A 13,432-nucleotide genomic window follows, 5' to 3' on the forward strand; every position below is an offset into this window, starting at 1 on the left:
TGCGGCGGCCAGCCCGAAACCGGGCCGGCGCGTTGCGGTTACTTCATGCCGGCGGCCATGGCGTCGACATTGTGTTTAAAGGCCGCGGTGTAGGTGGCGGCAGGGCCGGAGGCATCGGTTAAGGATTCCGGATATAACTCTCCGCCGGGTTGGGCGCCGCTGGCGTTGGCGATCTGTTTGACCAGACGGGAGTCGGTCTGGTTTTCAATGAAGTAGATTTTTATCTTCTCTTCTTTTATCTGATTAATAAGCGAAGCCACTTTTTTACTGCTGGCTTCCGACTCGGTGGAGTAGCCCACCGGCGACAAAAATTTTACGCCGTAAGCCTGGCTGAAATAGCCGAAAGCGTCATGGCTGGTCAACACCTTGCGTTTTTCCTGCGGAATATCGGCAAAGGTTTTTTTCGCGTAGCGGTCCAGTTCCTGTAACTGCTGGATATAAGCCTCTCCCTGCTGGCGGAAGTAGTCGGCGTTCTGCGGATCGACGGCGGCTAACGCATTTACGATGTTGCGCGCATAGATCACTCCGTTGCCTATATTGTTCCAGGCATGGGGATCGGTTTCGATTTTGCCGTCTTCTTCCATCTGTAGCGTTTTAATCCCCTCAGAGGCGGTGATCACCTTTCCCTGATAGCCGGAAGCGGTAATCAGCCGATCCATCCATCCTTCCAGCCCCAATCCGTTGACGAAAACGACATCGGCCTTAGCCAGCGTTTTGCTGTCTTTGGGCGAGGGTTCAAATTCATGCGGATCGCCGTTCGGCTCAACCAGATCGGTCACCGTGATGCGATCGCCGCCGATATGGCTCACCATATCGCCCAGCACCGAGAAACTGGCGACCACTTCCAGATTTTTGGCCATAGCCAGCGGACTGAGCAGCAAGCCGGATAATGCAATTGCGAGTATTGAACGTTTCATTTTTTCCTCATCACAAACCATAAGCACCATAAACAACGAATCAGCGGCGCGTGCGTAACATGCCGCCGTTTTGACCGAAACAAACCGAAAAACAGAAAAATAGCGTGATAGTCAGAATAATGGCCGGGCCGGCGGGAAGGTCGGCATAATACGACCAGATCAACCCAATCAGGCTGGCTATCATGCCGAGGACAATCGCCGTCGCCAGCATGATGGGAAGCCGCTGGGTCCAGAAACGGGCGCAGGCGGCCGGCAGCATCATCATGCCAACGGCCATCAACGTACCCAGAAGTTGAAAACCGGCGACCAGATTCAGCACCACCAATGACAAAAACAACGCGTGGATCAGCGCCCGATAGCGGCCTGATGCGATGCGTAAAAACGTGACATCGAAGGATTCGATAACCAGCGCCCGATAAATGACGGCAAGCACGATAAGGGAGCAGGAGCCGATAAGGGCGATGTCGACCAGCGCGGATCGATCGATAGCCAGAATGGAGCCGAATAGCACATGCAGCAAATCGATACTGGAACCGCGCAGCGAAACCAGCGTCACGCCCAGCGCCAGCGAACCCAGATAGAAACCGGCGAAGCTGGCGTCTTCTTTCAATTCCGTCCGGCGGCTTACCAGACCGGACAGCATCGCGACCGCCAACCCGGCGATAAATCCGCCGATCCCCATCGCCAGCAGCGACATGCCGGAAACCAGATAACCGATCGCCACGCCGGGCAATACGGCATGGGAAAGCGCATCGCCGATCAGGCTCATTCTTCTCAGCAGCAGAAAACATCCCAACGGAGCCGCGCTTAACGTCAGTGAAAAACAGCCAATCAACGCCCGGCGCATAAAGCCGAATTCGGCAAACGGCGTACTGATTAAATCGAATAACATCATGAGACCACGCTCCGCAGAGGCGGGAAGGTTTGCTCTTTCGGCCCGCCGGATAAAATAGACCGGCTCGTTCCCCAGCGATGACCGCCGTTGGCCAATTGCAGTACCTGCGGGAAATATTCTTCAACCAAATCCAGATCGTGCAGGACCGCCAGGATGGTGCGGCCTTCCTCATGTAACCGTTGGATGATCCCCAGTAGCGCCTGGGTCGTTTGGGTATCAATACCGGTAAACGGTTCATCAAGCAGGATAATGGGAGACTGCGTGAGCAACAGACGGGCAAACAAAATACGCTGTAACTGCCCGCCGGACAGCTTGCCGATATGTTGATGGGCGTATTCCGCCATGGCGACCGCTTCAAGCGCCTGCATCGCCTGGTTCCGCCACTTGGCGCTGATGCCGCGCAGTATGCCGCGGTGGGGCAAACAGCCCATCAGCACCAGATCGTAGACGCTGATGGGAAATTGCCGATCAAATTCGGAGAGCTGCGGCAGATAGCCAATCGCGCTTTTTCCGCTTTCGGCAATGCAAAAGGAGCCGGAAAGCGCAGGCAACAGGCTGGCGAGCGTTTTCAGCAGGGTCGATTTTCCACTGCCGTTGGCGCCGATAATCGCCGTCAGCGATCCTTGATTAAAGCACCCGCTCAACGTCCCCAACGGAGGTTGCCCCCTGTAGCCGAAAGCGAGCTCGCGTAATGTAATCATGGCAACATCACCGCCCAGCCAACCAGCAGCCACAGTAGCGACAGCAGCGCTAATACCAGCAGCATTCGTTTTGATGCGGAGAGGGAGTATAGGCTTGTCATCGTAATCCGCTTATTGATTAAAAATGTTATGATATAACATATCAAATAAAGGTGAAGGGGAAAGAGGTAAAAAAATTTTTCAACCGAAACTTGCTGACTGAAATGGGCCGGGAAAACGCGAGGTGATTAGCCGCTCAGTGATGAGAAAGCCCCTGAATCCAAAGCGGTTCAGGGGCGGCAGGACAGCGGAATTACTTGAGAACAACGTGGTTGAAGCGATGCAAACCCAGCGGATCGACGCTATAACCCGCGACGTTGTCGCCGATCGCTTCATAAATGATCGAATGGGCGATCGGCAGGAACGGGATCTGTTGATGCATGATCTCCTGGGCCTGTTCATACAGTTTGCTGCGTTCTGAACGAGCGGAAACCTGTCCCGCCTTGAGGATTAGCCGATCAAAATCCTTATCACACCAGCGGGCCCGGTTGGTTCCCGATTTCACCGCGGCGCAGCTGGCCAGGGCGGAAAAGGTATTATCGGGGTCGCCCATGATATTGGTGCCGCCGTATAGCATGGCCTGATGTTCCCCCCGACCGGAGCGCGCCAGATATTCACCCCACTCGTAGCTGACGACGGTGGTTTTTACCCCCAACTTTTCCCAGTCGCTCTGGATCATTTCCGCCATGCGGCGGGCATTTGGATTGTAGGGGCGCTGAATCGGCATTGCCCATAGTTCAACGCTGAGGCCGCCGGCGTAGCCCGCTTCGGCCAGCAAGGCTTTCGCCCGGTCAATGTCATAAGGCGCATCCTTTATCCCGGCGTTGTGCGACCATAAGGCCGGTGGGATCAACGTCGTGGCGTTGACCGCATGCCCTTGATAAATCGCCGCTAAAATATCCGGCTTATTGATCGCCATTGATAGCGCCTGCCTGACTTTCAGATTATCAAAAGGCGCTTTTTCCACATTGAACGCCAGATAGCCCACGTTGAGGCTGGGTTTTTCCAGCAATTTCACCTGCGGATTCTTTTTAATCTCATCCAACTCGGCCAGGTTGGGGAAGGCCATAACCTGGCACTCATTTTTTCTTAACTTCGCATAGCGAATCGACGCATCCGGGGTGATGGAAAACACCAGCCGGTCGATTCCCGGCTTTTCCCGCCAGTAAGCGGCAAAGGTTTTATATTGAATCTGGGCGTCTTTGTTATAGTTGATGAACTGAAAAGGGCCGGTGCCGATGGGAATAAGATCGATTTGCTCCGGTTTGCCGGCCGCCTGCATTTTTTCCGCGTATTCGGCGGAATATATCGAAGTCAGCGGTAATGTCAGCAGCGATAGAAAAGAGGCGCGCGGACTGTTCAGCGTGAAGCGAATGGTTAAATCATCTAACCGATCGATGCTGGCGATCAGGTTTTCCTCACCGGCTTCGAAATAGGTGTGATAAAGCGGGTAACCTATTTTGGATATGCCATAAAACGGGTGCTGGCGATCCTGCTGGCGCATAAATGAAAAGATAACGTCGTCCGCATTCAGTTCGCGCGTTGGTTGGAACTGTTTATTGCTGTGAAACTTGACGTGCGGACGCAGATGAAAGGTGTAGGTTTTTCCGTCTTCGCTGATTTCCCAGCTTTGCGCCAGCGCGGGCTCGATGTCCGTCGTACCGGGTTTAAATTCGGTCAACTGTTCATAAACGGTGGCGGACGTGGCGTCAAAGGTGGTGCTGTCCGCGCCCAGCGACGGATTAAAACTGCTGGGCGAACCTTCGGAACAGAACACCAGCGTTTTTGCCGCATAGGTGGGTAAAGCCAGCGCCAGCATGAATGCCGCCGGTAGCAATCTGGTGAATTTTTTCATATACATTTCCCGGTTAAAGATCAGCAGAAGGTGTAGTCATGCACGGAAATGTGCGTCCGCAACGTATTCACGTAGGCTTTGCGTTTCTGTTGCGCCTCCGGCGTGCCGTCAAACAACATCGCGGCCTCGGCCATTCTTTCCGCAAACGTCTGGCGCTGATGTTCATCTGTAAACAGAAAAACGCGATGAAGGCGCCTGCTGTTTTCTGTATCATCCGGGCGCAGCGTCAGAACCTCCCGAAAAACGTCTTTCTGGTGGGCATCTCTGTCGATAGTTTCTACAACCTGGGTTAAATAATCGTTGTAGTCCTGCTCTTTACCTGCGATTAACTCAAAGGTAAATACACGGATACATTTAGCCTGGTTCATAATAAAGTTTTCAATTGACATAATAAGACTCTCGTTATTTCATTGTTCCGAATGCAAACTATCCCACGATGAATAAAAAGCGCATGCTACGCTTGATCAAATAAATCAAGGTCAAAACAATAAACCTTATTTTGTATCTAAGCGAAATGTATTCGAAATATGTATGGATGGGCCGCAATGAAGGCGAATAAATAATAAGAATTAAATATGAATGTTTATATCTTGACGCCGGCCATTAATATATTTCATAGCCTGGATAATTCGAGTTGCAGGAAGTCGGCAATCGAGCGAATCTCCAGGAGCTTATTTAAGTAAGCGACGGCAGCCCGCTGACGCCAATACGGATGTCTGGGGGCAAAAGCATACCGTTAATCGTTCCTGTCACCGAGACGACATATTGCCTTCATACGGCCTCATTATCCTCAAATATGCGATAGGACGAGACATTCTCTTGCCATCGAGAGTGCCTGAACCTACAGCGATCGCGCGTAAACGGGGTAAGAGATTGATAATGACGCATTGTTATTTGCACCACACTGCCCGCGTTTCCATCCACTTAATGATTCGGGAGTGTTTTGATGAAATTTTCCAGACAACTTCATACCATGCTGCGCGTCTGTGGCGTAGTGGCATTGATAGGTAGCTGGTCCGCTCATGCGGAAAAATTCACCGTAGCAGTCATTTCCGATACTCAGAACTATACCGACGTAACGCTGCCGCAGCCGCGCGGCGTTAATACCTTCGTGCAGCAAATGCAGTATTTGGTCGATACCCGTAAAGAGAAGAATCTGGTCTTCGTCACCCATATCGGCGATGTGGTGCAACACGGCGATGGCCGCTTCCGCACCGGTATGATCGGCCAATATACGCTCTGGGATACGCGCACCGAGTGGGACTACGCCAACCTGGCGCTGTCGGTGCTGAACGACGCCGGCATTCCTTTCAGCGTGGTGCCGGGCAACCACGACTATGACAACTACTCCTGGTACAAAAGCCACGGCGGTCCCGGCGCGAGCCGTCCACTATCGGGCGGCAGCGTCTGGAACATGTATTTCGGCCCCGATTCCCGCTTTTTCGCCGGGAAAACGTGGTATGGCGGCGCTTACAATAACGGTATGAACAGCTATCAGATATTCAACGCCGGCTCAATGCAGGTGCTTCACCTTGCTCTGCAAATGGAACCGACGGCCGAGGATCTGGCGTGGGCGCAGCGCGTACTGGATACTCATCCTACGCTGCCCGTCATTGTCACCACGCACGAATGGCTCGACCCGAATTTTACCGGGGAAACAACGCGTTCCAACGACTATGACGCTTATTTCTCCGGCACCGACCATCTTCCCCCGGATAGCGTTTGGGATGCTTTTATTCGTAAAAACAAACAGATATTTTTATTGTTAAGCGGCCATGACTGGACGCCCACCGTTACCGGCGTATCGCAAGGACAGAATCTGCGTACCGATAACAATGACGCGGGTTACCCGGTCTATCAACTGGTGCAGGACTATCAGGGCAATACCATCGGCCCGGATGGTAAGCCGGGCTCCGCCAACGGCGGCGCCGGATGGCTGCGGTTTATCGAGTTCGATACCGAAACCAAAAAGATGCATTTTTACACCTATTCGACGCTGCTTGATAAATATGCCGGCCGCAACGGCGAGTCCACTTTCGGCGTTGCGCCGGGTTACTCGGATTTCACACTTGATTTCCCGCCTCAGCTAGTAACCGCGCAGTGACGGACGCGATGTTCGGATCACGCCAGGCAAAGACGTTGCGCCGCATCCGGCGGCGCAGGGTTGGCTAAAACGTGCGGCGACGCCCGGTCAGCGTGGAAAATATTACCTGGCGGGGCGTTTTCAGCGCTACGGGGGGATATGTGGGCGTCTGGCGTCGTTTTATCCATTAAACCCGCAACATAAACGAGCATAAAAAAAGTTTACAGGGCGTGTTGCATCCGCTGTAAACTTTTTAAGCAATTGTTTGATTTAAAAGTATTTAACCATCAAACATTACATTCCGGTCTATGGTATTTCTTAAAACGGAATATCGTCGTCGAAGTCCATCGGCGGTTCGTTGCTTGCCGCCGGCGCGCTGCTCTGGGCCGGATGCTGCTGTTGAGCGGCATTGCCGCTGAACTGGTTGCCGCCCTGCGGCTGCTGGGGTTGGCCCCAACCGCCGGATTGCTGTCCGCCGGCCGGCGCGCCGCCGGCGCCCTGACGGCCGCCCAGCATCTGCATGGTGCCGCCGATATTGACGACCACTTCGGTGGTGTAGCGATCGACGCCGGATTGGTCGGTCCATTTACGGGTTTGCAGTGAACCTTCAATGTAAACCTGAGAGCCCTTGCGCAGGTATTCGCCGGCGACTTCGGCCAGCTTGCCGAACAGCACGACGCGGTGCCATTCGGTTTTCTCTTTCTGTTCGCCGGTTTGCTTATCACGCCAGCTATCGGACGTGGCCAGTGTGATGTTGGCGACAGCGCCGCCATTCGGCATGTAGCGAACTTCCGGGTCCTGCCCCAGATTTCCGACAAGAATCACTTTATTAACGCCTCTGCTGGCCATGCTCGTCTCTCCTGATGAATCAATTTATATAGAGTATAAACGATCGATTTTAGCATGATAAAAGTATCTATCATACCTGCGAGACCGAATCAAAAATGAATGTAAGGATTACAACGATTGCGCTTGATACTGGATATCCATTCAGCTTTTTTTGTGCCATAATTGCACGTTTCGAACCGGTTGTCTCCGTCAGTGAGATGATGCAAAACTGTATTTATTCCGGGAAGCGTGTGAATGGATAATATCGAAGTTCGTGGTGCCCGTACTCATAATCTCAAGAATATCAATCTGATAATCCCTCGCGACAAGCTGATAGTGATCACGGGATTATCCGGTTCAGGCAAATCATCGCTGGCATTTGACACCTTATATGCCGAGGGGCAACGGCGTTACGTTGAATCGCTCTCGGCCTATGCCCGTCAGTTTTTATCGCTGATGGAGAAGCCGGACGTTGATCATATCGAAGGGTTGTCGCCTGCCATTTCCATTGAGCAGAAATCAACCTCCCATAACCCGCGTTCCACCGTCGGCACGATCACTGAAATTCATGATTACCTGCGTTTGCTGTTTGCCCGCATCGGTGAGCCCCGCTGTCCTGAGCACGATGTTCCGCTGGATGCCCAGACGGTCAGCCAGATGGTGGATAACGTGCTGGCGCAGCCGGAAGGCAAGCGGTTGATGCTGCTGGCGCCGATTGTGAAGGATCGTAAGGGCGAGCACAGCAAGACGCTGGAAAATCTGGCCACGCAGGGCTATATCCGTGCGCGTATTGACGGCGAAGTGTGCGATCTTTCCGATCCGCCGAAGCTGGAATTGCAGAAAAAACATACCATTGAAGTCGTTATCGACCGTTTTAAAGTGCGGGACGATCTGGCTCAGAGGCTGGCGGAATCGTTTGAAACGGCGCTGGAATTATCCGGCGGCAGTGCGGTGGTGGCCGATATGGACGATCCGACCGTGCCTGAACTGCTGTTCTCCGCGAATTTCGCCTGTCCGATATGCGGTTACAGCATGCATGAGCTGGAGCCGCGCATGTTCTCGTTCAATAACCCGGCCGGCGCCTGTCCGAGCTGCGATGGCCTGGGGGTTCAGCAGTTTTTCGATCCTGCCAGGGTAGTGCAGAACGGAGAGTTATCCCTGGCCGGTGGCGCCATTCGCGGCTGGGATCGCCGTAATTTCTACTATTTCCAGATGCTGCGCTCGCTGGCGGATCACTACAAATTCGATGTCGATGCGCCGTTCGACAGCCTGAGCGAATCTGTGCAGAAGCTGATTCTGTATGGTTCAGGTAAGGAAAACATCGAGTTTAAATATATCAACGATCGGGGGGACACCTCGGTGCGCCGTCACCCGTTCGAAGGGGTGCTGCATAACATGGAGCGCCGTTACAAAGAGACGGAATCTAGCGCGGTGCGCGAAGAACTGGCGAAATTTATCAGCAATCGTCCTTGCGCCAGCTGCGGCGGCACGCGTTTGCGTGAGGAAGCGCGCCACGTGTATGTCGAACAGACGACGCTGCCGGAAATTTCCGATATGAGCATCGGCCATGCGATGGATTTCTTTCGGAATATGAAGCTCAGCGGCCAGCGGGCCAAAATAGCCGAAAAAGTATTGAAAGAGATCGGCGATCGGCTGAAGTTTTTGGTCAATGTCGGGCTGAATTATCTGTCGCTGTCGCGTTCCGCGGAAACGCTGTCCGGCGGCGAGGCCCAGCGTATCCGCCTGGCAAGCCAGATTGGGGCCGGATTGGTCGGGGTGATGTACGTGCTGGATGAACCCTCTATCGGGCTGCATCAGCGTGACAATGAACGCCTGCTGGAAACGCTGATCCATCTGCGCGATCTGGGAAATACCGTGATCGTGGTTGAACATGACGAAGATGCGATTCGCGCCGCCGACCATGTTATCGATATCGGCCCCGGCGCGGGAGTGCACGGTGGTCAGGTGGTCGCGCAGGGGACGATGGAACAGATTATGGCGGTGCCGGAATCGTTGACCGGTCAGTTCCTCTGCGGAGTGCGCAAGATTGAGGTTCCCGAACATCGCGTACCGGCCGATCCAACCAAAGTGCTGAAGCTGATTGGCGCCAGGGGCAACAACCTGAAAGACGTTACGCTGACGCTGCCGGTGGGGCTGTTTACCTGTGTGACCGGCGTCTCCGGATCGGGGAAATCCACGCTGATTAACGACACCTTATTCCCGCTGGCTCAGCGCCAGCTTAACGGCGCTACGCTGGCCGAGCCGGCCGCCTACCGTGATATCCAGGGGCTGGAGCATTTCGATAAGGTGATCGATATCGATCAAAGCCCGATTGGCCGCACGCCGCGTTCTAACCCGGCGACCTATACCGGTATCTTTACCCCGATTCGTGAACTGTTCGCCGGCGTACCGGAATCACGCGCCCGCGGCTATAACCCGGGACGTTTCAGCTTTAACGTGCGCGGGGGGCGTTGTGAAGCCTGTCAGGGGGACGGCGTGATTAAAGTCGAAATGCACTTTTTGCCGGATATTTATGTGCCGTGCGATCAATGTAAAGGGAAGCGCTATAACCGCGAGACGCTGGAAATCAAGTATAAAGGCAAGAGCATTCATGAAGTGCTGGATATGACCATCGAAGAAGCCCGCGAATTCTTTGATGCGATTCCGGCGTTGGCGCGCAAACTGCAAACCCTGATCGATGTCGGCCTGTCCTATATTCGTTTGGGACAATCGGCGACGACGCTGTCCGGCGGCGAAGCGCAACGCGTGAAGCTGGCGCGTGAACTGTCGAAACGGGGCACCGGGCAGACGCTGTATATTCTGGATGAACCCACCACCGGTTTGCACTTTGCCGATATTCAGCAGTTGCTGGCGGTTTTGCATCAACTGCGCGATCAGGGCAATACCATTGTGGTTATCGAACATAATCTGGATGTGATTAAAACGGCGGACTGGATTGTCGACCTGGGGCCGGAAGGCGGCAGCGGCGGCGGTGAAATTCTGGTGGCCGGTACGCCGGAAACGGTTGCCGAATGTGAGCAGTCACATACGGCGCGTTTTCTGAAGCCGATGCTGGCGCGTCAGCCAGCGTAACGTTTACCGGTAAGCGGAGGTTGCTATGTGGATACAGCATGAAATTCGTCTGAAACCTAAAGCCAGAGGCTTTCATTTGATTACCGATGAAGTGCTCGCTCAGGTCGGCGAGCTACGGCAAATCAAAGTCGGTCTGATGCATGTTTTTATCAAGCATACCTCGGCGTCTCTGACGATGAATGAGAATGCCGATCCTACCGTACGACAGGATTTTGAGCGTTTTTTTAATCGTCTGGTGCCGGAAGATGAGCCTTATTACCGTCATGTTGATGAAGGCAGCGACGATATGCCCGCCCATCTGAAGGGCAGCCTGTTAGGGAGCAGCCTGACGCTCCCTATCAGCAACGGACGGCTGAACGTCGGTATCTGGCAGGGTATCTATTTATGCGAACACCGTAACCACGGCGGCAGCCGTACTTTGGTTATTACCCTACAGGGGGAGTAGCGCTACATTATTAATGCCATTGATTACTATCATTCAGATAATTGTTTATTTTTACATGTTTTTTTAGCGAGCAGTAAAGATATGCCGGATCAGGCCGATAGAACAGATGGCACTTGGGTGTGACTGTTGCGGATGGATTCGAAGAAGAATAATGATATCTGATTAGGTGTTTAACCGGATATTCCTTACGTTGGTTTCTTAGATAGAGACCAGATCTAAGCTATTTTCTTCAGACTGAAAATATTATTTTTTGAATCTCAGCGGTATTGATTTTGTCAGCGTTACTGTTTTTGTATTTCTCTATGTTATTCATGGCGATCGCTCTCCTTTCATATCTGCCCATCTTGTTGACATCCCTCATGTGTTGTTTTTTGAGATAGTTTATTTTTTATGGAATTAGGGGGAGATATGCGTTTATCTGACTGGAAGATCGGTACACGTTTGGTGGCCTGGTTTATTCTGCTCGTCACTATGATTTGTTTTGTTTGCTTGATCTCGATTTCCCGGTTATCTGGTTTTTATGATAATGCTCGGGGCATCGTTGAAAACATTTATCCACAAACCGTGGACTCAAACCGATTGATTGATAATGTCAACGCCGGGGTATTGGCGTATCAGAAGCTATTGGTGGTTAAAGGGGAAGATAAAATCAAAGCGGTACAGGATGAGATTACCGCCGTATCCGCTGATATTGTCGCGTTAATGGATAAAATAGAAGCCACTGCGACCGATCCCGCCGCCCAGAAAATCATGGATGAGATTAAACAGTACCGGGCTGATTTTAAAAATTCAGGGCAGAAAATTATCGATTTGGCAGGCGCGGGCTATCAGGAAGCGGCCATTACTGAATTCAACACCAACACGGATAAGGCCCAGAGCAACTACCGGACCGCCATCACGAAACTCATCGATTATCAGGATAACGCCATGTCCGCCACGATTAGCGAAATGGCGCGGACCTATAGCTTTAGCCGTTGGTTGCTGCTGGGAGTTCTATTCGGTTGTATCGTATTTGGCAGCATGATTGCGGTGGTGATGACGCGCAGCATAACGTTACCGCTTAATCAGGCTTTGCAGGTGGCCAACAACGTTGCGAAAGGCGATCTGACGTCAAAAGTTGAAGCGCATGGTAAAGATGAAAGCAGCCAATTGCTGCAGGCGCTGGAGCATATGAATATTAGCCTGCGGGAGATCGTCGGTCAGGTACGTGAAGGGGCGGAGTCAATTACCACCGCGTCTTCCCAGATTGCGGCGGGTAACCAGGATCTGTCTGCGCGTACGGAGGAGCAGGCCAGTTCGCTGGAACAAACGGCGTCCTCTATGGAAGAGTTGACGTCGACCATTAAAAATACCGCCGATAATACTCATCAGGCTACGGAGATCGCCAATAAAGCGTCGGATTCGGCGCAGCGCAGCAGCGCGGTGATGACTTCTGTGACGCAAAAAATGCGCGGGATTCGGGACTCTTCCCAGCGGATGGCGGAAATTATTGGCGTGATTGACGGTATCGCTTTCCAGACCAATATTCTGGCGTTAAATGCGGCCGTTGAAGCGGCGCGCGCTGGCGAACAGGGGCGTGGATTCGCCGTGGTGGCGGGAGAAGTTCGTTCCCTGGCGCAGCGTAGCGCCACGGCGGCGAAAGAAATTAAAGATCTGATTGATGATTCCGTCGGGAAAATTCATGAAGGGATGCAGTTGGTGGATAACGCCGAAGAGAATATCAGTGACCTGACGACACATGTCCTGGACGTGAACGCTATCATTGGCGAGATCGCGCAGGCCAGCAATGAACAAAGCGATGGCATCAATCAGATCAATATTGCCGTAGGGCAGATTGATAGCACTACGCAGCAGAACGCCGCGCTGGTTGAAGAGTCCGCCTCGGCGGCGCTTTCGCTGCAATCTCAGGCCAGCATCCTGGCGGAGTCGGTGCGCGCGTTTAAGCTGGGCGATACATCCACGTTTTCCCAGGTAGCGAATACCGTTATTCCGGCTCAGGCCGCCGCGTTGCCCGCCGCTAATAAATTAGCGGCGGCAGCGACGAAAACGACGGATAATTCACAGGACTGGACATCGTTCTGAGTCTGAACGAAGCCATTTCCTTGCGAAGAATGACATCGTTTCCCTGAGAAACTCTTTCCGCTTTTAAACAACAAGCGCCGCCTAAAAGGCGGCGCTTTGCTATCTACTGCCTGTACGGCGGTGAACCTGGATAACGGCCGTTTTGCCCTGAGCGTTCATTTCTGAGCTGCCTGTGCGGCGGTAAACTCCTCGATCCTCAACATCCACCAGTCGCTGTATTTCTGAGCTGCCTGTGCGGCGGTAAACCGTTGCCCATCAACACTAATTGATTGGTTTTGAAAGAACAATCGTTAAACTTCTCTGCAGACCCTTTTTTATTCTGTTTTATATAACTAATTGAATTTATTTAAAATAAATAAAATCCCATAAAAAGGGGAGGACGCGAGAGCCTTCTTTCTGTAAAAAGGGAAGTCGGTATTGTCGATTTGGGCATTTCATTCTTCGATGATATATCTGAACGCTATCAGATATCCGTTTTTTCTATTTTAATTAAA

General features: G+C 52.6%; 10 protein-coding genes. 4 read left to right on the top strand and 6 right to left on the bottom strand.

The annotated features are described in order from the left end of the window. Positions 1-38 precede the first annotated feature (38 nt). The 5 genes from HC231_RS03840 to HC231_RS03860 form a co-directional block, all read right to left on the bottom strand. Positions 39-917, bottom strand: a complete 879-nt coding sequence (locus tag HC231_RS03840) for a metal ABC transporter substrate-binding protein (protein WP_208229801.1) — start codon at positions 915-917, stop codon at positions 39-41. Positions 918-957: 40 nt separating this feature from the next. Then, complete coding sequence (locus HC231_RS03845; protein ID WP_095835636.1) at positions 958-1,812, bottom strand: metal ABC transporter permease; 855 nt, start codon at positions 1,810-1,812, stop codon at positions 958-960. Beyond that, the gene (locus tag HC231_RS03850) at positions 1,809-2,513 is read right to left on the bottom strand and encodes a metal ABC transporter ATP-binding protein (protein WP_208229802.1); all 705 of its coding nucleotides are present in this window, start codon (positions 2,511-2,513) and stop codon (positions 1,809-1,811) included. The genes HC231_RS03845 and HC231_RS03850 overlap by 4 nt, the downstream gene beginning before the upstream one ends. Positions 2,514-2,805: 292 nt before the next feature. Then, complete coding sequence (locus HC231_RS03855) at positions 2,806-4,407, bottom strand: ABC transporter substrate-binding protein (protein ID WP_246494679.1); 1,602 nt, start codon at positions 4,405-4,407, stop codon at positions 2,806-2,808. A gap of 20 nt (positions 4,408-4,427) precedes the next feature. Beyond that, positions 4,428-4,796 carry a hypothetical protein gene (locus HC231_RS03860; protein ID WP_208229804.1) on the bottom strand — a complete coding sequence of 123 codons (369 nt, stop codon included), beginning with the start codon at positions 4,794-4,796 and terminating at the stop codon, positions 4,428-4,430. A gap of 557 nt (positions 4,797-5,353) precedes the next feature. Here HC231_RS03860 and HC231_RS03865 point away from each other — a divergent pair. Then, complete coding sequence (locus HC231_RS03865; protein ID WP_208229805.1) at positions 5,354-6,511, top strand: metallophosphoesterase; 1,158 nt, start codon at positions 5,354-5,356, stop codon at positions 6,509-6,511. 297 nt (positions 6,512-6,808) lie between these two features. Here the strand turns inward: HC231_RS03865 and ssb1 are convergent, their stop codons facing one another. Next, a complete protein-coding gene (gene ssb1, locus HC231_RS03870; protein ID WP_208229806.1) occupies positions 6,809-7,339 on the bottom strand; it encodes a single-stranded DNA-binding protein in 531 nt (176 codons plus the stop codon). 234 nt (positions 7,340-7,573) lie between these two features. Between ssb1 and uvrA the strand changes: the two genes are divergently transcribed. The 3 genes from uvrA (at position 7,574) to HC231_RS03885 (ending at position 12,938) form a co-directional block, all read left to right on the top strand. After that, positions 7,574-10,411, top strand: a complete 2,838-nt coding sequence (gene uvrA / locus HC231_RS03875; protein WP_208229807.1) for an excinuclease ABC subunit UvrA — start codon at positions 7,574-7,576, stop codon at positions 10,409-10,411. A 25-nt stretch (positions 10,412-10,436) separates the two neighbouring features. Next, complete coding sequence (locus tag HC231_RS03880) at positions 10,437-10,856, top strand: secondary thiamine-phosphate synthase enzyme YjbQ (protein ID WP_208229808.1); 420 nt, start codon at positions 10,437-10,439, stop codon at positions 10,854-10,856. A 408-nt stretch (positions 10,857-11,264) separates the two neighbouring features. Beyond that, entirely contained in the window at positions 11,265-12,938 is a 1,674-nt protein-coding gene (locus HC231_RS03885) for a methyl-accepting chemotaxis protein (protein ID WP_208229809.1), read from the top strand. Positions 12,939-13,432 lie beyond the last annotated feature (494 nt).

Source organism: Brenneria izadpanahii (assembly GCF_017569925.1).
Lineage (GTDB): Bacteria > Pseudomonadota > Gammaproteobacteria > Enterobacterales > Enterobacteriaceae > Brenneria > Brenneria izadpanahii.